We start from the raw sequence: 21,315 nt of genomic DNA on the forward strand, positions 1-21,315 counted from the left end.
CAGCGGAAACTCCAGGCCTGTGAATTTATTAAAATTGAACTATCGCTTCATTTGAACACAGCGTAGTTCCTGCCTCGCATATCTTATAGATTAAAGAACCACCTCCTTTAAAATTAGTTACGTCCGTATAAGTAGCACTGCTACCCGAAACTGTGGCAATCATTTTTCCACCACGATAGATATCAAATGTACCAGTAGAATTCCAGGAAAGGTCGGTATGCCAGTTCCCTTTAACTTTATAGCCACTTGCGATAAGAATAATTTCTCCGGGCGCGGGCTCATTGATATTCACCGTTACCTCCCGTAAAATCGTTGCGGTTGCTCCTTCATTATCAGTCACTAAAAGATTTACGTTGTAAGTATCAGGTTTTGCATAGACATGCTGTGGGTTGGATGTTGTTGAAGAATTCCCGTCTCCAAAATCCCATTTCCAGTTTACTATTGAACCATCCTGATCAATACTGTTATCGCTGAACTGTACATTCAGGTCGGTAGAATTATGCGTGAATTCAGCTGTGGGTGGAAAGTTTCCGTTTACAGCACCTACGGTAATATCTACTAAAATATACTGGAGGTCGTGATAATTATCCTGGATCATAAACTCTACTTTATAAGTACCCGATTCACTATAAGTATATTCTGGATGTTGCTGAACGGACCTTGAGCCATCTCCAAAATACCAGGTCCAGGCGATTATGGTACCGTCCTCATCTGTACTTGTATCGGTGAATTGTACCTGCAAACCATCAACTATATAGGTGAAGCCTGGCACCGGGGAAATATTAGGTTCAAAGTCTACTGGATCATCAAAATTGGCAACAGCTTCCGCTGAACAATTGTCATAATTGATCTCGCAAACCTGGAATACATCATTACCCTTGCCCTTGGTTGTTAATTTATAACGTCCATCATTGTACCATCTTGAGAAATAACTTCCATTGCGGTAGACTTCTATAAAAGGATCTTCAGTGGGTTCCCAGGTAAGGTGGATAATGGTATTATTTTTTTCTTTAAAGCCGAATGCCTTCAGGTTTAAATTAGGAGGGACCGGAGCTGAGAACACTACCGGATCCCAAAGGCTGTGCACCAGGGAGGTGGTTCCTGAAGGTACGTTGGAAATAGCATCTGGTGTGGAGTTTTTAATAATTTCCTCCTGCAGAAGGACAGGAGTAATTTTAGGATTCTTTTCCAGATAAAGTGCTGCAAGGCCGGCAACATGAGGAGCCGCCATAGATGTGCCGCTCATTTGCCGCACAGAAGTATCATCCAAATGTGAGGCTGAAGTGATCTGGTAACCCGGTGCATAAATATCCAAACAATCTCCAAAATTAGAGAAGTCAGCTCTTTGATTATCGATCATGCTTGCCCCTACGGTAAGTGCAGATGGGGTTCGGGCAGGGCTGTAATCACAGGCTTCGCTGTTTGCGTTTCCGGCTGCAAGAGCATAATTAATACCTGTAGAAATAGAATTTTCAACGGCAATATCAAGAGGTTCATATGCTGCTCCCCCTAAGCTCATATTCACTATCGCAGGTTTTACGGCATTCTCCGTTACCCATTCAACACCCTGAATTATCCTGGAGTAACTGCTGAAGCCCTTGCAACTAAAGACACGTACCGATACTAAATTAACAGTTTTTGCCACTCCATATAAATTTCCACCTATTGTTCCTGCTACATGGGTACCATGGCCGTGGCAGTCATTTCCGGGTTCAAGATTGGGATCATTCACATCATATTCCTCCTCAGGATATAAAAGTACAAGGTCAACACCCAAAGAAGCCCTGCCTTCAAATTCATCATGTGAATATCTTATTCCTGAATCCATAATATATGCATTTACTCCACTTCCAGTTGCTGCATAGGAATAGGCCCTGTCAAGCTTTTGTTCCCGCTGGTCCATCCTGTCTAAACCCCAGGTTGGATACTCCTGAACGGTAACAGCAGAGGTTACTTCTGTATCTTCTAATTCAATAATTCTGTCTGGGGTAATCGAAAGTATTCGCGAATCCTTCTAAAATCTTTTTACCTGAGCTGGTGTTAATTTTGCTGTAAATCCTGTTAAAGCGTGTTTATAAGTACCTTTCATCCTGGCTCCTGGCATTGATCTTACTTCTTTTACAAGTGATGCCAAAACTTCTACTGCCCGGCGATCCCGGTTTCCGGGTTTTTTGGATAAAAGGATTATATACTGGTCTTTTATAATATCTGCATCGCCGGAATTACCGGTAACCAGATTAATTTCTTTTGGTTCTTCTTCCTCCAGAATATCTGCACTACATGAATAAAAAAGACAAAGACCAATTAAAATGACTAATATTTTTTTGGGAAGGTTAAAAGTTGAATTTTTCATAATTAAATATTATTTAAAAAATTGGAAGGGCTGTTAAAACAGATTGATTTATTTTAGAGGAGTACCGTTTCCGGAAATGACTTAATATGCTTTCTTTAATTTCCTTAGATACTGAAATTAAACCATTATTGAAGACAACACAATCCCCTTTTAGGGGGATATGGATAAAATAGATTTCCTAATAAATGGATTTTATTTATTTGTTAATTGGTAGTTAGGATGATACTGGGGAAAGGTGTTTTAATTATTTTTTCAATAAAAAATTTTAAATCTCAAGAACCTGTATTAACTTTGTATTTCAAAGTACTTTCTATGAAAACTGAACAGGAATATATAAAAGATCTTTCGGAGATTCGCTTGATGATGGAGCGGTCCACAAAGTTCTTATCCCTAACGGGTTTGTCCGGAATTTTAGCAGGAATCTATGCGCTGGCAGGTGCATATTTCGCTTATCGCCTATTCTACGTGAATCCCGGGGACGCCATTTACAATACACTGCCCAGGCTGGAGAATTCCGACGATATCCTTAATCTTGCATTTCTTGCATTTATAGTTCTGCTTCTTGCAGTAGGAACAGCTATTTATTTATCCTCTAAGAAAGCAACAAAAAATAATGAAATACTTTGGAACCCGGTGTCGCGCAGGTTAGTGATAAATATGGGTATACCTCTGGTTACGGGAGGAATTTTCATATTGATCATGATCTCAAAAGGCATTTTTGAATTGATAGCGCCTTTAACTTTGATATTTTATGGCCTGGCACTTATAAATGCAAGTGAATTCACCTTTAAAGATTTGAAATACCTGGGAATGGTTTTCATCATTTTGGGATTGGTAAGTTCTTATTTCCCTGGTTTAGGGCTCTTGTTCTGGGCAATTGGTTTTGGCCTAATGCATATTATTTATGGTATTTACATGCACTTGAGATACGAAAAGTGAAAGCGATAATAGATGGTTTATATAAAGCTTTTGAAAGCAGGGTTAGACTGGGAATCATGTCTATACTCGCAGTGAACGATACCCTGGATTTTAATGCCTTAAAGGAATATTTAGATGTGACGGACGGTAACCTTGCCAGTCATCTTAAAGGATTGGAGAAAGAGGAGTTTATTGGAATGGAAAAATCCTTTGTTGGCAGGAAACCCAATACCAGATATTTTATGACCATAGATGGCAGGAGAGCCTTCGATGCTCATCTTAAAGCACTGGAAAAATTAATTAAATCGCAGAAATAAACAGATAAAAAACAGATCGGCAAGATGAAAAATGAAATCAAAAACAACCTGGACAATCCTGTACAACTGGAAAAACTTTACCGGGACAACAAAGCAAATTTCAAGAGGTCTTTTAACCTTGTTTTTCCCGACATTCAGAAAACAAAATCGGCACAAATTTGGAATGCACGGCTAAACTTTGAGGGTGAAGAAATATCCTGGGGCACAAATAGGGAATTGATCTTCCTAATTATCGCTTCATTCATGGCAGGATTAATCGCCAAAATACCTGAATTCACCGGACTCGATCCCGAATATTTTTATCCCCGAAATATCGCCTTTGTGGTTTTTCCGCTGCTGACGGCTTATTTTGCCTGGAAACAAAAAGTCGGGACAAAAAAGCTGGTTATTGTTTCTTCTGTAATTTTGGTTTCTGCCATCTATATAAACCTGCTTCCAAAGGACGATAAAAGCGACACCTTGATCCTGGCATGCATTCATCTTCCGTTGCTTTTATGGGCCGGTTTAGGGTTTATGTTCGTTGGCAACCAACCGAATTATCATCAAAAACGTCTGGAATTTCTGAGATTTAATGGCGACCTGGTGGTAATGACTACAATTTTACTTATTGCAGGGGGCTTAATGACCGGAATTACACTGGGACTATTTGAGCTCATTGATCTTCCCATTGAAGAATTCTATTTTAAATACATAGCTATTTGGGGCCTTGCTGCTGCTCCAATAGTTGGAACTTACCTCGTTCGAACAAATCCACAGTTAGTAAACAAGGTTTCTCCGGTGATCGCGAAGGTTTTTACACCATTATTGCTCATAATGCTTGTAATTTACCTGTTTGCGGTAATTTTTACAGGCAAGGATCCCTATAATGACAGGGAATTTTTACTGATCTTTAATGTGCTTTTAATTGGGGTTATGGCAATAATCCTGTTCTCCATTGCCGAAACCTCAAAAAACTCCGACAGCAAAATTGGGGCACTTACGTTGCTGTGCTTATCAATTGTGACAATTATTGTAAATGGAATTGCACTGTCTGCTATTGTTTTCAGAATTTCAGAATGGGGAATTACCCCAAACAGGCTTGCGGTTTTAGGCGGTAACATCCTTATCCTTACAAATCTGCTACTGGTGACTTTCAGGCAATTCCAGGCCATTAAAGACGGTGATAAAGTGGGGAAGGTTGAAAACAGCATCGCTTCATTTTTGCCGATCTATATTGTATGGGCAATCCTGGTGACTTTTGTATTTCCCGTGCTTTTCAGCTTTAAATGATACAACACAATTAAATGGAATGGAATATTTTGTAGATAAGAGCTCCGTGGTTCGGGAGATTTGGGGGAAGGGTGACACTATCCTTTTCATCTTCGCAGGTGCATCTGCAGAATTTGCACTCAGCAAAGCTGTAGACTGGCTGTATTTCACAGGACGCCTTCCTGCCGATCCTCTGGGGAGGCTTTTCTCAACCGTTTCCTACGCCCGCGCCATTGTGTTTTCCGAAAAACAGGCAGCCTTGCGCGCGATTGATTCCATGGCCGCGATCCATGCGAATGTGGAAGAAAAACGCGGCGCAACTATTCCTGACTGGGCGTACAGGGATGTCCTCTTTATGCTCATCGATTACTCCATCAGGGCCTTTGAAGTAATGGAACGCAGGTTAAAAAAGGACGAAAAGCAGGAAGTATTTGAGGTTTTCTACCGCGTTGGTAAAAGGATGGGTTTGATTGGGTTACCCGAAACCTTTGAAGAATGGGAAACGATGCGGCAGGAACACATCAACAGGAATCTGCAACACAGCTTTTACACGGATGACCTGTTCAGCCAGTACCGAAAACATCTGGGTTTTGTTCGCTACAGTATCTTGCTGGAAGCACAAACACTTGTAGTGCCTAAAAAAGTTCGCGAATTACTTGGCCACCGAAGCTTCTCGCTTTTAAATCCGTTACTTAGACTTTATAAACTGAGTAGAAGTATAAAGGCAGATTGGCTGCTGAAAGCCCTAATCTTGCCTACCCGATACAAAAATGAGATAAAGGAACTGGATCACCTACCCACCTGGTAATTAGTTCCTACAATTTGCTTTTGAACATCACAGCTTCGGCTCCAGCCATAATCCTCCCATACAGATCAGGAATAACCCAAAGAACCACAGGGGATTTATGGGTTCCGAAGGCCTTGACCCCTGCCCTGCTATCTCAGGGCGGTTGAAATAGCGGCGATTATCTTCAAGGGTGTTAAAAGCCGTAAGAACCCTCCAGTGACTTTCTTCTGAAACATAATATTCAAAGATCCCGGAAGTATCTGCCTGGAGGCTCTTCCATCCAGATTGTTTTGGCCAGGTGGTTCCTTTCAAAAGCGTTGGAAAATCAACATCCTGCATCAAAGGAATTGTATTTCCATCCTGGTTTTTAAGCGCAACGGAGTCTAAAACCGTTCTTAACCGAAAATTAAAAGGCTCATCCTTATAAGCGATCAGTTGATTCGACTCCCACTCTGCAGCAGTGTTTTCTTTCCTGCTGATATGCTCCACCACCTGCGACCATAATTGCTTATATGCCCTGCTATGCCCGTCCAGCAAAAGCTGGTAAGTATTCGTGAAAACCGAAGTACCCATCCTCCCAGATCCATTTCGTTTATATCCGGACCAAATCATATTATTGGTGGCATGAATGGCTTGCATCCCGAAATCATCTTTTAAGGTATAAGGATGAACAGAAAGTTTTATTCCCGGCCATGGTTCCAAACTTACGTCGGAAGTTGTAATCCTCTCAAAATCCAGATCTGAAATTCCCGGAGATTTAAAAAAACCATCATCAGCCTGGATAAAAACCCCAAGACCGTTCTCCCGCACCGAGTTTTCTATGGCGCTTATTTGATTTCCGGGAAGGCTCCGCAAAGAAGCAGCATCTATAATGAGGAGATCAAAAGATTCGAGATTGTTTTCTGTCAGGTTTCCCAGCGGGCTGCGGTCCGTATTAAAATATTCATATTTGTAGCGACCTGTTGTAATCTGGCTTCTCACCGTAACACGATGTCCGGCTTCCGACAGGAAATTTTTCAGGTAGCGGGTCTCAAATGTGGGAAAGCTGTTTATTATCAATATCTGCAAATGTTCTTTTTCGGCTACCTTCACCGGCACCGGATCTGAAGTCAGCATTTCACCCAAAGAATCCTTTTCCAGCAAAGAAAAAAGGTATCTTCCTTCCACTTTTAATTCGGCCGAAAGCAGGAAAGGTTGTTTTTCTTCCGCATTAAAAACCAGAGAATCAAGTCCGGTTCCGGCAGGATTCTGCAATATAAGTCGGTTCCCGCTTTTTGGATTTGAATATAATCCCTTCAGCACCAAATTATCCCCAACAAAATTCTCCTGTTCATAGTTCAGTTTTACGATTCCTTCGGGTGGGTTTCCGGCAAGAAATTTCACTGGAACTTCATCGAGCTGCCACAGGTCATATTTCTTTAGTCCATGACCCAGGATGAATACATTTTCAGCAGAGCTTATTTCTTCTGAAATCAATTGTCCCAGGTCATATTCCAGCTGTTTTATTCCTTTATGTGCTTTTTTAAGACTGTCTAACTGAAAATCTTCAAATCCATCTGTCAGCAGCACAACCTTATTCGAGTTTATATTACCTGGAATTGCCGGTTTTAAAGCGATCAAGATCAAAGAGAAAATAGCTAAAAATGCCAGTAAAACCTTTATAGCCAAGTGATACTTCCCGGATTGGGACCATTCTTTCCAGATAAAAACAAGCACTAAAATCGCTGCCCCAAAAAAGATTGGCAGGATTAAATGTTCATTTAAAAAGGTAAAATTATCTGTCATTCAGCTCCAGTTCTTTTAACAATAATTCATTAATATCTCCTGAAAAAGCTCTTCTTTTTCCGGGTGTGGGTTCTGTAGTCGGGATCGCTAAAAGCAGTCCGCGCTGTACCTTGACAAACATTTTCGGTTCGTTTTGATCTTTTTCCGATAACCATTTAAGGTTTTGCAAAGTCTGCAGATATTTTCCCGGCTCTTCAATGGCTTTCTCGGCCAGTTCATTTCCTGCCTGTTCAAAAAGTTTCCTGTCTTCAGAATTAACAGGAAGCTCATCAGCAATTAACTGCTCCAGCCGTATAACCGCTTTTCTGATAAAAGGATAGGATTCCGGTTTTTTGAGATCCTCTTTTTTCTGAAAATTGGTCACCTCATCAATTTTTCCGGTTAATCGTACTTCTTCCTTGATGGGCGGTGGATCAAACCCAATGCGATGCACATAAATGCGCGCGCTGTTCTTGATCTCCTGGATCAAACCTAAAGCCTGATATTGGTAAGGCAGAGATTTTTCAGGTTCATACAAACGCAAATACAGTTCGGCATCCCACATAATATTGAGTGCCTGCCGGAGTTTGCTCCTTAAATTATCCGTGAACAGCGTAGCCGATTCCGGATCGCCGTGATCGTGCAGAAATTCTGATAGCGGGTCTTTCACGTCTTCCTCATCCTCTTTCTCATGATCGTGTTCCGGTTCTACCAGGTTGTGTTCATTATCCCCATCGTGGTCGTGAGTAAATTCGGCAAGCGGATCTTGCTCCTCCTCATTTCCCTCATCTACATGCGCTTCCATCCCGCCTTCAGATTCATCGCCCATAAACTGTCCGTATTTCAACCGTAGCGCTTTCTGGTCGAAACCAAGGTCATTGCTGGTGGAATTAAATTTTGGTTTTGGTAATTTGTTTCGTTGGCTGATAAGCTTTTCGGTATCTATGATCAATTGCCGCTGACTCCTGAAATAATCAGGCATAAGCTCAACTCCCAGGGAACTTTCCATAACCGAAGCATAGGAAACGGTGTCCTTAATCACCATAAAATAAGTCTCACTTCGGGATATATTAGCCACAGGCTGTTTCAGGTCCCTCGCTTCTATGTAAAAATACAGCTCATCCCCGGGTTCCATGTTCATTTGGTCCAGGTCTATTTTCTTTGAAAGTTTCACGCTTTTTGCTCCCCTTTTAACCGGTTCTTCAAAACTCAGTTTTTCTTCCCTGAATTTCACAGCTTCCCCCGTTCCTTTGCTTACCGTGGCAATAATAAATGCATCTGCAACTCCAAAATCATCGGTGATCAAAGCGCTGAATTCCACACGTTTTTCATCATCAAAGTTGAAGGAAGAAAATTGCTTAAGTCCATCAACTCCAATTACAGGGCTTTTATCCGCGATCACTTCTATGGAATACAGTTTAGAAACATAGGAATTTCCAAGTGTATCCATAAATTTAAAATTGTAGAAACCGGAAGTGTTCAAAACCGAAGTTCCGGAGTAGGAATCCTGCACTGGCTTCATAGGATGGCTGTTTCCCATACTTTCCATAGTGACACTGTCAACTTTAGCGCTGAACTTTAATTTCCAGGTTGCCCGGGAACCTTCCACCGCCTGAAGCTCCATTTTTGAAGTAGAATATGAAGAAACGCCGGTATAGTTGGGATAACTGATGATTACCTGCTGGCTATCCAAAACAGGTGGATCGGTTTCTGCTGAAGCAGCATCTGTAGGTTCAAAAAGAATGATTTCCTGTTCTTCCGCTGATGTTTGGGAGGTTTTATAATGATTGGTTAAATTGAACTGATACATTATAAATCCAATTAAAATCAACCCCGAACTGATTAAACCAGCTTTAAAAAGATTGTTTTCCGGTTTTATACTGCCTGATTTTTCCTTGAGTTCTGCTGAAACTTTTTGCTGCTGAAGTTGTGCCAGTCCGGACAAACTTTCTTGTGGTAACAACAGTAAACCTGTACTGTATTCCATAGAACTCAATTTCAGGTCGATATAAGAGCTTACATCTTCCAACTTCAAAGTCCATGGGCGAAGAATAAGCGTGCAAACCGATGCAATCAGCATAAAAACCACCAGCGTGAGGATAAGATTCAGAAAAAGAAAATAGATCAGCACGGCCGGCCCAATCGCATAGAGGAAGATCTCCATCCAGCGCAGGAGCTGCCAGCGGTTTTTAAATCGTATTAATATGTCCTTTGCAGCTGTTCTCATTGTTTTCTATATGCTGAAAGTCCTCTTTCTGAAATGATAAAAAGCCCCAGCAGTATCCATAAATATTTAGAGAGATCCATGGTTTGCGAAAAATCCTGAATTTCCACATTTCCTTCAGTAACAGGTTGAAGTTCATTGCTATCCATCACTCTCCTGTCATATTCTTTTACTTTTTCCCTCAAATCTTGATGTATTTCCAGCAAGCTTAACAAATGCTCCGGCAAATGCTGTTGGGTGCTGTTTTCAGCATTCAGCGAACCGGTGAGGTGAAAAACATTTGCTGCAGCTCCCTGAACTATAATAGAATTAGCAAGGCTGTCCGGTTTAAACGCAAGCAATGGAGCTTCGGTTTGCGCAACAGGCGCTTCACTTAACCATACAATCAGGTTATATTTTTCGGTTGTCAGAGTATGCAAATCCTGAATTGTCTTCACTCCTATCTTCCTGTCCAGATAGTTCGAAATCGCCTTGAAGGAAGCGCTGATGTATTTCATTTCAGCAAACCGGGCTTCGTCATAGTTAACTAAAACATTAAGGGAATCGGCTTTATTCAGTAACAGCCATTTCTGATTTTCTGAAGAAGATATAAAAACGCTGTCCCTGTTTGCACTTATAACAACCCCATCGCTGTTTAAAGGAAGAAGTTCCTTTTCAAAACTCAACCTTTGATGATCGCTTTTTACGGAAATCAACTCCAGTTGATCTCCTTTTTGAACAGCTTCTACAACTCCCATTTTTGGTTCCCCCGGATCCAGAACGATCCAGGTAATATTTTTACTTATTTCCGGACGTTTTCCTCTAAAACCCGAACTAAAAGCATTTGTAAAGATCACAATGCTATCGGTAGCCAAATCTTCCATTTCACGGGTCAGTTGCCAGTAATTTGGAATACTGACCGCTGTTTCCTCGAATTCCTCCTTTTGATATTCAGGAAAACCCGCTTGCAACAGCCTTTTTTCAGCAGCCGTATCCAGCGTATCTATGATCGAACTCACATTTTCATAAGTCAGTAAGGAAGGTTCAATAAGATAGGTTACAGGTATATTTTTACCTTTTAATTTAAGCTGAGGCGCTGTGAGGATGAGCACAAGGATTGATATTACGAGTAACCGCAGTAGCAGTAGCCATAATTCGTTCAATTTTATACTGCTGCTCTTTTTGGGGTCAGATTGTTTCAGCAATTGAATACTTCCTGTTTTGATGGTCCTGCCCCCCTTTTTACTCCAGAGATGAATGGCTAAAGGAACGGCAAGTCCCAATAAAGCCAGGAAATATGTAGGATTCAGGAAGATCATTTTACATCAAATTGTTTCGTTTCTTTAAAAATAGCTGCAGCGCTTCTCCCAAATGTTGATCCAGCCGGAAAAGCTGATAACTAACACCCTTAGCAAGCAACGTATCTTTGGTATTCTTAATCATTTCTTCCATGGACTTTAGGTAAGCGCTTTTTGCTTCTTTGGCATCCACCTTCATTTTCGCACCGGTTTCCAGATCTTCAAAAGTCAGGGTACCTGCGTAGTCGAACTCAAGTTCATTTTTCCCCATTATATGCAGAACCACAACTTCATTTCGGGTGGTTTTCAGGCGATTTATAAAATCGGTTAGTTCCGAAGTGTTTTCATACATATCGGTAATAAAGAAGATGAGTTCCTTATGACTTCGGTCGTGAAGTTTTTCAGCAGCCATTGGATTCTCCGGCCATGTACCCTCATTTTTGATATTGATAAGTTCAAGCAGCAGTCGGTTAAAATGCTTTTTTTGAACCCGTGGATACAAGCTGTGCAGGTGGCGGTCATTCAGGGCAAAAAGTCCGACAGCATCTCCTTGATTTTGGGATAAATAGGCTAAAGAAGCTACTAAAACCCGGACATAATTCATCTTAGCAAGTCCATTTTCCTCGTGCAGCATGGATTTGCTCGAATCCAGGATGAATTTAACGGCAATGTTGGTCTCTACCTCCGATTGCTTTATGTAATACCTGCCGGATCTGGCGAGCATTTTCCAGTCCAACAACCTAAGATCATCCCCGGGTTCATATCCCCGAAACTGGCTGAATTCCATTCCCGGCCCCACCCTCCGACTGCGATTAAGCCCGGAAAGATATCCATCCACGGTGACACGGGCAATGAGAGCAAGGCCGCTCACCGTATTTATAATTTCAGGTTTTAGTAACTGTTGATAATCCTGCTTCACTTAATTCCCTCCCTTTGTAGCTACTGTTGTTATTTTTAAAAGTTCCCTGGTTACATCATCTGATATTATTCCTTCAGCTTCAGCCTTAAAGTTCACGATAATCCTGTGACGCAATACTGGAAAAGCTCCGAGTTTCAGATCTTCCAGAGTAACGGCAAGCCGGCCTTTCATCAGGGCGCGTGCCTTGGCGCTTAAAATCATCGCCTGCCCGGCTCTTGGTCCGGCTCCCCAGCTTACCCATTCCTTCACATATTCAATTGTACTGGTTTCCGGCCTTGTAGCCCGTATCACCCGATTTACGTAAGAAACGAGCTCATCACTAATGGGTACCTCCCTTACCAACTCCTGTAAACGAAGGATCTCAGAGCCGGTAATTACAGGATTTATTTTTTCCTTTTTACTGCCCGTTGTGTTTTTTAAAATGTCATTTTCTTCGGTTTCATTCGGGTACCCTATCTTGATGTAGAATAAAAATCTATCCTGTTGTGCTTCCGGCAAGGGAAAAGTTCCGGATTGCTCGATAGGATTTTGCGTTGCAAGTATGAAAAAAGGGCGTTCCAACTCATAGGTCTTCCCGGAATAGGTCACCGCGAATTCCTGCATGGCTTCCAGCAATGCAGCCTGGGTTTTTGGTGGTGTCCGGTTGATCTCATCGGCAAGAATGATATTGGCGAAAATTGGTCCTTTATTAAACTGAAAAAACTTCTTTCCCGTAGTATGATCTTCTTCCAGAATCTCGGTTCCGATTATATCGGATGGCATAAGATCCGGAGTGAACTGAATCCTTTTAAACTTAAGATCTATAGCATGTGCAAGGGTTCGTATCATAAGTGTTTTGGCCAGTCCCGGAACTCCTTCCAACAAGGCGTGTCCTCCGGCAAGAAATGTGATTAGCAATTGTTCCACGGTTTCCTCCTGCCCTATGATCACTTTTCCGATTTCCTTTTTTAAATCATCCAGTTTGCCCGTAAGTGTTTTTACTTCCAGGTCCAAATCGGCTAAATCTCTATTCATATAGTATCTCTTTTATGATGTAAGTGCATACATCACGATATTAACCCCAAAACGGGTATTATCTCTTTTATAAAATCGTTTGTTTCTAAAATCGTAGTCCCATTCACAGCCATAGTCCTTATTGCTGTATAAAACCCCAATCCTGCCGTTGATCTCAATGGCTTTTAAATATTCGTGAACAAGATCATCTCCCCAACCGTTCAGCTCCTGGGAAGTAGTTGGCGGGCCGTCTTCAAATTTAAAGAACACATTGTAAAGCTCATGATCATTGGGGATCTTTTTTAGTTCCCCCACGCCGAAAATCTCTTCCATTTGCCGTTCAAAGGATTTGGCGAATAAACCATCTATATCGTGATTACAGTCATCGGCAAAAACAAAGCCTCCATTAAGAATAAATTTTTCGAAATTCTCTTTTTCCTTTTTGGTGAACTGCACGAGCTTATGACCGGAAATATAACAAAAAGGGCATTTGAAGATCTCGTCACTGCTCAATGGGATTATGTTTTCCTTCTTGTCTACCTCCAGGGTGGTATACTCCACAAGTGAATTCAGCAGATTTGATGGCATGCGCTGATCCACATCCCAGTCTCCTGATTCGTATTGCAATCTTGTGAAGAAGAATTTGTTATTCATCCTTGAGATTCTAGATATTAGATTTTAGACTTGAGAAAACCGGAATTGTTTAAAGCATTATGAAATTAATAACTATGAGAAATGGTAGAAAGGTGCTTTCATTAACCGCAAAGGGCGCAAAGTTTCCGCAAAGATCGCAAATTCTTACTATTCCATTTGGCACTTTTGTCAAGTAGCCCTTATTTAATTTTCAATTCAATAATTTTTCAGTTCGTTCATTTTTAATCATCACTTTTTTCTTTGCGTCCTCTGCGATTTTTCTTGGCGTGCTTTGCGGTTAAATTAGCAACGTAGCAAAAACTGCAATTCTTAATTGAGCTCTATATAATAATCCACAATGTTCTAAAACACAACCATATTTTTAATCTTCGGAAATGAAAGAATTTTATTTTAAAAACAACCTAAATCGCATTTTTACCACAAAGGCACAAAGTTATGCACTAAGGTCACAAAGTGCCGTTTATTAATCTTTCCGTTTATTCAATTGCAGATTTTCCTAATTTCTTTTGCAATGGTTTTCTTCGTGTTCTCTGTGTCGTTCTTTGTGTTCTTTGTGTTCTTTGTGGTTATTCTTGCAGGGGGTCTTAAAAAAACAAAAACTGGCTGTGAAATTGAACATTCACAACCAGTTTGAATTATTTAGAAACTATTAAACCGCGTCAGATAAACTGGTGAAAGTGAAATCTCTCACCTTCATATACGGGATTAAATTACCATTGATTCGCACCTGCTGACCAAGTTCTTCAAGGTTATTCAGCATAATGATAGGACTTTCATTGAACCTGAAATTTTTGACCGGATAGCGGATCTCACCGTTCTCGATATAAAAAGTTCCATCGCGGGTAAGTCCGGTATAAAGCAGGGTTTGAGGGTCTACGCCGCGTATGTACCACAAACGGGTTACCAGGATTCCTCTTTTGGTGCTTTTTATAAGATCTGCAAGGGATGCGTCTCCCCCTGCCATAATGAAGTTTGAAGGATAAGGAACCGGATCTGTTCCCTTTTCTTTAGCCCAAAAACGATCGTAGGCAAGATTTTTCACCACACCATTCTCTATCCAGCTGGTTTTTTTGAGCGGCATCCCTTCCCCATTCCATGTAGAAGTAGGCACTTCGGGATGCAAAGGATCACTCCATATATTCACCCGTTCGTCAACGATTTTTTGCCCCAGTTTGGTGCCGCCGTCTTTAGACATGAAACTCCGGCCTTCATCTGCGGTACGCGCATTAAAAGCCCGGGACATATTTCGCAAAAGATCTACAGAAGCTGCCGGTTCCAGGATAACAGTATACTTTCCGGGTTCTATCGCCCTGGCTTCCCTGGACATAACCGCTTTATCGATAGCGACCTTCGCCGCTTCATCTGCATCAAATTTACTGACATCATTAAAATCCCTGGAAACCCATCCTGATCCTGTTCCATCATTGGTCCTCATGGTCACGGTAAAATCAACATCGGTAGATTTATTGTAAGCAAAAAGTCCGTTGGAGTTCAACAAGGCGCGGAATCCTGAAGAATCGTTTAAAAATCCTGCTGCGGTAACATCCTTTTCTGAAGCAGGATTTATACTGCTTGCAGCTACTTTCGCACGAAATTCGGGCGTTATATTGGCGGTTGATTCTATAAAACTTTTAGGCTCATCATAGGTTTGTGGCCCAAGGGGAGCCATAAATTCAGGGTTTTCAGGAGAAAGTTTTGCAAGTTCCTCTGCCCTTTTCACAACTTTTTCCAGGGAAGCATCGTCAAATTCATCTATGGTAGCCGATCCGGACTGTTTTCCAAAACTGGAAGTAACAGCTAAATTCTGATTTGATCTGTAACCTGAGGTAGAAACCGTATTTCGGGCGTAGCGAATGTTTCCGCTTTCACTTCCTCCCAGACTGAGCTCACAGGCATCGGCCGTGGAAAAGCTCAATGCTTTTTCCAGGATTCTCCGTGCTTCTTCTTTTGTATATATTGCCATTGTAGTATCTCTTATTTTAGTAAAAAGGGTTAAACAGTACGACCTGTATTGATCACATTTACATCGTTAAATCTTGAAGTGGAACTCCCGTGTGAAACTGCGCTTACTTGTGAAGGCTGGCCCTTTCCATCGAAAAAGGATCCAAACATACGGTAATCACTCTCATCACATATTTTGGTACAGGAATTCCAGAACTCCTGGGTATTGGACTGGTACGCTACATCATCCAGCATTCCCACGATTTCGCCATTTTTGATCTCATAATATACAGTACCTCCAAATTGGAAGTTGTAACGTTGCTGATCTATAGAATAAGAACCTCTTCCAGCGATATAGATCCCTTTTTCAACATCCTTGATCATTTCATGGATGGAATATTTTTCTTTTCCGGGTTCCAGGGAAACATTCGGCATTCTCTGGAACTGTACATCATTCCAGCTTTGTGCATAACAACAGCCGTGGGATTGATTTTGATCGATCATATGAACCTGGTCACGGATGGCCTGATAATTCTTCAATACCCCGTTTCGCACAAGATCCCATTGTTTTGTTTTCACTCCTTCATCATCATAACCCACTGCACCCAATGACCCGGGCTGGGTTTTGTCGGCAATAAGATTTACGATATCGCTTCCGTATTTAAAATCACCTGATTTCCACTTGTCTAAAGTGGCAAAACTGGTACCGGCATAATTCGCTTCATATCCCAGCACTCGGTCCAGTTCAAGCGGGTGGCCTACAGATTCGTGGATGGTAAGTCCTAAATGATTTGGCTCCAGGACTAGATCATATTTTCCGGGATCTACAGATTTTGCATTAAGCATTTCCTTAGCCTGCTTCGCAGCAAGGGTAGCATCTTCCACAATATCATAGCTGTTGCGGTATAATCTGAGTCCGGCAGGCCCTTCCAGCTTTTCTGACTCCAGGCCATCCAGGTATTCATACCCCATTCCCATTGGTGCACTTAAGGCATCACGGGATTTGAATTTATTGGCAGCCCTGTCAATTGCGGTTACGCCAAATGTTGGCCAGATGCGGTGAATATCCTGATCTATATACGAACCATCGGTAGAAGCAAAATATTTCTGCTCATTTACCATGAAAAGATTAGAGTTTACAAAGTTGGCTCCATTGTCCATAGCCGCCGCATTGGCTTTAAGCAGTAGTTCTACTTTTTCAGAAACAGGTACTTCCTTAAAATCTTTTTTAATAGGTGTTTTCCAGGAGACTTCCCCGTATGCCTCCACCGGAGCAAGTTTTACAGGATCCTTCTGAATTATAGAATTTGCTTTGGCGATAGCCACGGCCTGATCTGTCGCTTTTTTTATCCCATCTTCGGTGACATCATTGGTAGATGCAAAACCCCAGGTACCATTTGTGATCACACGGATCCCAATTCCGAAGGATTCGGTATTCACAACATTTTGAACTTTATCTTCCCTTGTAGAAACGTACTGATTGAGATACCGGCCAATTCTGGCATCAGCATAGGTTGCACCAAGTGATCTTGCCGTATTCAGGGCTACATCTGCAAGTCGTTTTTTAACTGCGATATCCATTCCCGGATCGAGCAGGGCTTCCACCGGAATATTATTTCCCAGGAAAAGGGATGGCATCATTAAAGCGCCTGTTCCCAAACCTGCTAATTGAACAAATTTTCTTCTTTCCATATTAAACCTCCTTTTATTGACTGAATGAATAAAAATATTATTGAATGCTGTGAATTAACGAAAACCACTATATAAAATAATGAAATAACAGATTCATAGCGACCGATAGCAATAGTTATTTGATTTTTAACTATTGTTGAAATTGTCAATAAATCTACTTTTATCCTTTTATAGTCACTTAAAATTCCGGAAGAAATCCAGGTAAGCTTGCTTGTTCCTGTTAATAGAATCCTAAAATAGTAAATTTCCTATATACAAGGCAATTTTTTAAGTGATGTATTTTAATCTTCAGATTATATTTTTATCCGGGAAAGCATTTAAACGTAACAACTTTTGACTGAGATCTTCTATTCAGATATTTCTTAGGCTGATGGAAAAACCAGGCACCTTAAATCACCAAATAAAAAAACCGGAGGTTTTAAAGCCTTCGGTTTTTACAAAGAATTATTGGTATAAAATTCTATTGATAATTGATTCTTAAAGAGAACAATATTTTTAGCGATCTTCTTCTTTTTTAACCACTTTTCTTGCTATTTCTATCTTGAATTTTTTTCCCTTCATTTTTTCATTGCTGATATTATTCAGCATAGAATCAACCTTATTGGTTTTTACAGCTGCGAAGGAAATAAAATCTTTTACTTCAATAAGTCCAAGATCGCCTTTTTCGAGTTTTCCTTTTTTTGAGAAAAATCCAACGATATCTATTTTATTGAGTTTGTTTTTCTTTCCACCACTGATATAAATGGTTTCAAATTCGGGCCGGTTTGGCAGTTTACCGGAAGAACCAACTTTTAAGACCTCCATTTTTGGATCCAGATAATCCGGTTTTTGTTCTACCTCACTTTGGATAATATAAGCCGTCCCGGTTGCCAGCATTCTGGCGGTACGGCCATTTCTATGGGTGTATTCATCCTCCTTATGCGGCAATTGATAATGGATCACATGATTCATTTGCGGGATATCCAGCCCACGTGCGGCAAGATCGGTTGTGATTAAATAACTCACACTTTGGTTTCTGAACATAATCAATGCACGTTCCCGTTCGTCCTGATCCATTCCTCCGTGATAGTAAGTTGAATGAACCCCTTTTTCATTCAAAAGATCACTTATGCGCTCTGCGACTTCCCTGTAATTACAAAAAACCAGGGCAGCTTCAGAGTTTAAAGAACATAGCAAATAAAATAGACTCTCAATTTTATCTTTGTCTTTTGAAATTACCAATTTCGAAGTCAGGTTTTCCTCCGGAGCTGCCTTTGAGCTGAAATCCAGAATTTTTGGGTGTACAACCCCGGTATATCTTGGAATCTCCACTTCGGAAGTAGCCGAAACCAAAATACGTTTTTTGAGTTGGGGTAACTGCTTAATAATAAAAGACATTTGATTGTGAAACCCCATTTGAAGCGATTTATCAAATTCATCCAGAATTAGGACCTCAATTCCGGAGGTATCAAAAGAATCTCTTTCCAGATGATCCATGATCCTTCCCGGAGTACCAATAAGCACCGCAGGAGGATTGCTTAGATTATTGATTTCAGTATCTATGGAATGTCCTCCATAGCAAATATTCACCTTATAATTGGTTCCCATATTTTTCCAGACCTGTTCAATTTGCAAACCAAGTTCGCGGGACGGAACAAGAATAAGGCATTGTACATTTTTAATGCTGGGTTTAAGCATTTCAAAAATTGGAAGTAAAAACGCTAGGGTTTTTCCAGAACCTGTGGGCGAAAGCAACAAAACATCGGTTTCCTCTACAATAGCTTTTCCCGCAAGCGCCTGCATTTTATTCAACTTTTCAAAGCCTAAATTGGAAAGTATGTCCCTTGATTCAATATTATCTTTCATCAGGCAAAGGTAAGTTAATTCGTTGATGAAGGAAATTAGGATTTGTTAATTAAGAATTCCTGGCTGCGGGAATGTTTAATGCTATCTTATTCAATTTTGATAATCCATGAATGATATCAAATTTGAAACAAAAAAAAGGATCCAACATATACGTCAGATCCTTTTCTAATCTATTTCATCAACCTCAGGCATCTCAACTTAATGCCTGAAATCGATGTTAAACAGTCAATTTATTCAACGATGAATTTACCCTTCATCAATGCATAATGACCCGGGAAGCTACATATAAAGTCATAAGTTCCAGCTGCAGGAGCTTCAAATTCTATGGTCACAGATTCTCCGCCACCAATCATTTTTGTGTGGGTGATCACAGCATCGGTTCCTGCGGGGATATAGTCATTATCTTTTGCAGAAGCAGCGGCATTTCCAAATTCAGAAATATCGGTTCCTTTTTTCAGTAACACCCAGTTATGACCCATAACGTTAACATCCATTTTCCCAACGTGAGTAAGGGTTAATTTTACGGTTTGACCGGCTTTTACCTTTAACTCTTTTTTATTGTACTGCATCTGGTCATTTCCGGTAATGCTAAGCTCCACCATTTTCTCATCGGTTGAAGTTTCACCAGTTTTCATTGATTCGGTACTTGTAGAAGGAGATTCCAATTTAATCCCTTCTTTTTCTTCTTTTTTATCACCACAACTTACCATTCCAATAGTTGCAAGAAACAAAAATGCTAATTTCAAATTTTTCATTTTCAATATATTTTATTATTTACTGCCAATAGTATTTAGGCTTGTGCAAAGATAAAATAAATAAACCGGACACTAAACTCCTTTTAATAATTGTTTTAATATGAACTATCAGGAATTTGTATTTATATAAATGACCAATATCATATAAATTAAATCTAAAAAACATGAAATTTATGGGATCATTTTTCCTCATAGCAAGTTCACGAGGTATTTAAAACCGCATAAGAAATTAAAACCTATGGAAACAAGAATCAAAAAAACAGAAAAGCAATCAGGCACCGCAACAATGAAAGGCCTTGTATATGATGGACCCGGTAAGATAGTCTTAAAAGATATCCCTAAGCCGAAAATTGAAAAATCTACGGATGTTGTGGTTAAAATCACAAAAACGACTATTTGTGGTACAGATCTGGGGATTTTACACGGTAAAACACCTACGGTGAAGCCCGGAACAACTTTAGGTCATGAAGGAGTTGGGATAATAGAGGAAACCGGGGATTCTGTCCGAAACTTTAAAAAAGGAGATCGTGTGATAATCTCCTGTATAACCTCTGATGGATCATGTGAATATTGCAAGAAACAAATGTATGCACATTGCGAAGATGGTGGCTGGATATTAGGACATCTTATCAATGGTACTCAGGCGGAATATGTGCGGATTCCTCATGCAGATAATAGCCTATATCTCATTCCGGAAGGATCCGATGAAGAAGCTTTGGTTATGTTGAGCGATATCTTACCTACAGGACACGAAATAGGTGTTCAATATGGACGTGTTAAACTGGGAGACACCATTGCTATAATTGGAGCAGGTCCCATTGGGATGTCTGCATTGTTAACCGCCCAATTCTATTCCCCGGCTAAAATATATATGATCGATATCGATGAAAACAGGTTGGAAATGTCCAAAAAATTTGGAGCTACTGATGTCATTAATACCTCGAACGAAGATGCTGTGAAAAAGATTTTATCGGAAACCAAAGACGGAGTTGATGTTGCGATTGAAGCAGTGGGTGTTCCGGAGACTTTTGATATTTGTCAGAAAATCGTTCGTCCAGGTGGGCATGTTGCCAATGTTGGGGTTCATGGCAAACCTGTAGAATTCCAGATCCAGGATCTTTGGATCAAAAACATTACATTAACTACTGGACTGGTAAACACCAATACAACTCCAATGCTTTTAAAAACAGTATCATCGGGAAAATTAAAACCGGCCCAACTAATCACACATCACTTTAAACTTGAAAACATGCTCGAAGCTTATGAAGTTTTTGGCAATGCAGGAAAAGAAAAGGCCATCAAGGTAATTATCGAGCCTTAACCCCTAATAAAACTCAACTTAATATAAGAAAAAATGAAACAAACATGGGGAAGGCTGACAGGATCCTGAGGATTCTTTTAGCGTTAGTTGTTTCAATTTTGTATTTTACAGATACTATTTCAGGAACGGCTGCCATAATTCTGCTGATTTTAGCCGGTATTTTAATTCTAACAAGTTTTATAGGATTTTGTCCGCTTTATGCTTCTTTCAGAATTTCAACAAGAAAAAAACAGGCTTCATAGCTATTTGATTTAAGCGAAATCAGGGATTATCAGGGTATAAATAACTCTAAAAATCCCTAATTTCG

18 protein-coding genes are annotated in these 21,315 nt (G+C 40.5%); 6 read left to right on the plus strand and 12 right to left on the minus strand.

All coding sequences use genetic code 11. The annotated features are described in order from the left end of the window. Nucleotides 1–28 precede the first annotated feature (28 nt). The gene (locus ACKGJN_RS07815) at nucleotides 29–1,903 is read right to left on the minus strand and encodes a S8 family serine peptidase (protein ID WP_409538910.1); all 1,875 of its coding nucleotides are present in this window, start codon (nucleotides 1,901–1,903) and stop codon (nucleotides 29–31) included. Between the two features lie 111 nt (nucleotides 1,904–2,014). Next, a complete protein-coding gene (locus ACKGJN_RS07820; protein ID WP_409538911.1) occupies nucleotides 2,015–2,353 on the minus strand; it encodes a protease inhibitor I9 family protein in 339 nt (112 codons plus the stop codon). 312 nt (nucleotides 2,354–2,665) lie between these two features. Here ACKGJN_RS07820 and ACKGJN_RS07825 point away from each other — a divergent pair, with 312 nt between their 5' ends. Genes ACKGJN_RS07825 through ACKGJN_RS07840 form a run of 4 tightly spaced genes read left to right on the plus strand, consistent with a single transcriptional unit; the run spans nucleotide 2,666 to nucleotide 5,644 of the window. Beyond that, complete coding sequence (locus ACKGJN_RS07825; protein ID WP_409538912.1) at nucleotides 2,666–3,292, plus strand: hypothetical protein; 627 nt, start codon at nucleotides 2,666–2,668, stop codon at nucleotides 3,290–3,292. Continuing rightward, complete coding sequence (locus ACKGJN_RS07830) at nucleotides 3,289–3,588, plus strand: winged helix-turn-helix domain-containing protein (protein ID WP_409538913.1); 300 nt, start codon at nucleotides 3,289–3,291, stop codon at nucleotides 3,586–3,588. Before ACKGJN_RS07825 ends, ACKGJN_RS07830 begins: the two co-directional genes overlap by 4 nt. A 24-nt stretch (nucleotides 3,589–3,612) precedes the next feature. Further along, complete coding sequence (locus tag ACKGJN_RS07835; protein WP_409538914.1) at nucleotides 3,613–4,857, plus strand: hypothetical protein; 1,245 nt, start codon at nucleotides 3,613–3,615, stop codon at nucleotides 4,855–4,857. A 19-nt stretch (nucleotides 4,858–4,876) separates the two neighbouring features. Beyond that, nucleotides 4,877–5,644 (plus strand): oxygenase MpaB family protein, encoded by a 768-nt coding sequence (locus ACKGJN_RS07840; protein WP_409538915.1) that lies wholly within the window; start codon nucleotides 4,877–4,879, stop codon nucleotides 5,642–5,644. Between the two features lie 27 nt (nucleotides 5,645–5,671). On the opposite strand, the gene ACKGJN_RS07845 is transcribed toward ACKGJN_RS07840, so the two are convergent. From ACKGJN_RS07845 to azu, 10 genes are all read right to left on the minus strand, one after another. After that, on the minus strand, nucleotides 5,672–7,408 hold the full coding sequence (locus tag ACKGJN_RS07845; protein ID WP_409538916.1) for a hypothetical protein: 1,737 nt from the start codon (nucleotides 7,406–7,408) through the stop codon (nucleotides 5,672–5,674). Next, nucleotides 7,398–9,614 carry a tryptophan-rich sensory protein gene (locus ACKGJN_RS07850; RefSeq protein WP_409538917.1) on the minus strand — a complete coding sequence of 739 codons (2,217 nt, stop codon included), beginning with the start codon at nucleotides 9,612–9,614 and terminating at the stop codon, nucleotides 7,398–7,400. Before ACKGJN_RS07850 ends, ACKGJN_RS07845 begins: the two co-directional genes overlap by 11 nt. Next, a complete protein-coding gene (locus ACKGJN_RS07855; RefSeq protein ID WP_409538918.1) occupies nucleotides 9,611–10,909 on the minus strand; it encodes a BatA domain-containing protein in 1,299 nt (432 codons plus the stop codon). The genes ACKGJN_RS07850 and ACKGJN_RS07855 overlap by 4 nt, the downstream gene beginning before the upstream one ends. A 1-nt stretch (nucleotide 10,910) precedes the next feature. Continuing rightward, the gene (locus tag ACKGJN_RS07860) at nucleotides 10,911–11,807 is read right to left on the minus strand and encodes a DUF58 domain-containing protein (RefSeq protein ID WP_409538919.1); all 897 of its coding nucleotides are present in this window, start codon (nucleotides 11,805–11,807) and stop codon (nucleotides 10,911–10,913) included. Beyond that, nucleotides 11,808–12,821: an AAA family ATPase gene (locus tag ACKGJN_RS07865; protein ID WP_409538920.1), complete on the minus strand. Its 1,014-nt coding sequence runs from the start codon at nucleotides 12,819–12,821 to the stop codon at nucleotides 11,808–11,810. Between the two features lie 12 nt (nucleotides 12,822–12,833). Further along, nucleotides 12,834–13,454, minus strand: coding sequence for a DUF4159 domain-containing protein (locus ACKGJN_RS07870; RefSeq protein WP_409538921.1), 621 nt, complete (start codon nucleotides 13,452–13,454; stop codon nucleotides 12,834–12,836). Nucleotides 13,455–14,103: 649 nt separating this feature from the next. Then, nucleotides 14,104–15,417 carry a TldD/PmbA family protein gene (locus tag ACKGJN_RS07875; RefSeq protein ID WP_409538923.1) on the minus strand — a complete coding sequence of 438 codons (1,314 nt, stop codon included), beginning with the start codon at nucleotides 15,415–15,417 and terminating at the stop codon, nucleotides 14,104–14,106. A gap of 29 nt (nucleotides 15,418–15,446) precedes the next feature. Then, on the minus strand, nucleotides 15,447–17,087 hold the full coding sequence (locus tag ACKGJN_RS07880; protein ID WP_409538924.1) for a TldD/PmbA family protein: 1,641 nt from the start codon (nucleotides 17,085–17,087) through the stop codon (nucleotides 15,447–15,449). A gap of 495 nt (nucleotides 17,088–17,582) precedes the next feature. Next, complete coding sequence (locus ACKGJN_RS07885; protein WP_409538925.1) at nucleotides 17,583–18,932, minus strand: DEAD/DEAH box helicase; 1,350 nt, start codon at nucleotides 18,930–18,932, stop codon at nucleotides 17,583–17,585. Nucleotides 18,933–19,162: 230 nt separating this feature from the next. Beyond that, nucleotides 19,163–19,687 (minus strand): azurin, encoded by a 525-nt coding sequence (gene azu, locus ACKGJN_RS07890; protein ID WP_409538926.1) that lies wholly within the window; start codon nucleotides 19,685–19,687, stop codon nucleotides 19,163–19,165. 238 nt (nucleotides 19,688–19,925) lie between these two features. Between azu and ACKGJN_RS07895 the strand changes: the two genes are divergently transcribed. Further along, nucleotides 19,926–21,008, plus strand: a complete 1,083-nt coding sequence (locus ACKGJN_RS07895) for a zinc-dependent alcohol dehydrogenase family protein (RefSeq protein ID WP_409538927.1) — start codon at nucleotides 19,926–19,928, stop codon at nucleotides 21,006–21,008. Nucleotides 21,009–21,052: 44 nt separating this feature from the next. Beyond that, a complete protein-coding gene (locus ACKGJN_RS07900) occupies nucleotides 21,053–21,250 on the plus strand; it encodes a YgaP family membrane protein (protein WP_409538928.1) in 198 nt (65 codons plus the stop codon). The last annotated feature ends 65 nt before the right edge of the window (nucleotides 21,251–21,315 follow it).

Origin of the sequence: Gillisia xinjiangensis, from assembly GCF_046298265.1 — a bacterium.
Taxonomy (GTDB): domain Bacteria; phylum Bacteroidota; class Bacteroidia; order Flavobacteriales; family Flavobacteriaceae; genus Gillisia; species Gillisia xinjiangensis.

Coding starts and splice junctions, on each gene's coding strand:
- ACKGJN_RS07815 (WP_409538910.1), bottom strand. CDS start 1,903: ATGGACCAGCGGGAACAAAAGCTTGACAGGGCCTATTCCTATGCAGCA.
- ACKGJN_RS07820 (WP_409538911.1), bottom strand. CDS start 2,353: ATGAAAAATTCAACTTTTAACCTTCCCAAAAAAATATTAGTCATTTTA.
- ACKGJN_RS07825 (WP_409538912.1), top strand. CDS start 2,666: ATGAAAACTGAACAGGAATATATAAAAGATCTTTCGGAGATTCGCTTG.
- ACKGJN_RS07835 (WP_409538914.1), top strand. CDS start 3,613: ATGAAAAATGAAATCAAAAACAACCTGGACAATCCTGTACAACTGGAA.
- ACKGJN_RS07840 (WP_409538915.1), top strand. CDS start 4,877: ATGGAATATTTTGTAGATAAGAGCTCCGTGGTTCGGGAGATTTGGGGG.
- ACKGJN_RS07845 (WP_409538916.1), bottom strand. CDS start 7,408: ATGACAGATAATTTTACCTTTTTAAATGAACATTTAATCCTGCCAATC.
- ACKGJN_RS07850 (WP_409538917.1), bottom strand. CDS start 9,614: ATGAGAACAGCTGCAAAGGACATATTAATACGATTTAAAAACCGCTGG.
- ACKGJN_RS07855 (WP_409538918.1), bottom strand. CDS start 10,909: ATGATCTTCCTGAATCCTACATATTTCCTGGCTTTATTGGGACTTGCC.
- ACKGJN_RS07865 (WP_409538920.1), bottom strand. CDS start 12,821: ATGAATAGAGATTTAGCCGATTTGGACCTGGAAGTAAAAACACTTACG.
- ACKGJN_RS07870 (WP_409538921.1), bottom strand. CDS start 13,454: ATGAATAACAAATTCTTCTTCACAAGATTGCAATACGAATCAGGAGAC.
- ACKGJN_RS07875 (WP_409538923.1), bottom strand. CDS start 15,417: ATGGCAATATATACAAAAGAAGAAGCACGGAGAATCCTGGAAAAAGCA.
- ACKGJN_RS07880 (WP_409538924.1), bottom strand. CDS start 17,087: ATGGAAAGAAGAAAATTTGTTCAATTAGCAGGTTTGGGAACAGGCGCT.
- ACKGJN_RS07885 (WP_409538925.1), bottom strand. CDS start 18,932: ATGAAAGATAATATTGAATCAAGGGACATACTTTCCAATTTAGGCTTT.
- azu (WP_409538926.1), bottom strand. CDS start 19,687: ATGAAAAATTTGAAATTAGCATTTTTGTTTCTTGCAACTATTGGAATG.
- ACKGJN_RS07895 (WP_409538927.1), top strand. CDS start 19,926: ATGGAAACAAGAATCAAAAAAACAGAAAAGCAATCAGGCACCGCAACA.
- ACKGJN_RS07900 (WP_409538928.1), top strand. CDS start 21,053: ATGGGGAAGGCTGACAGGATCCTGAGGATTCTTTTAGCGTTAGTTGTT.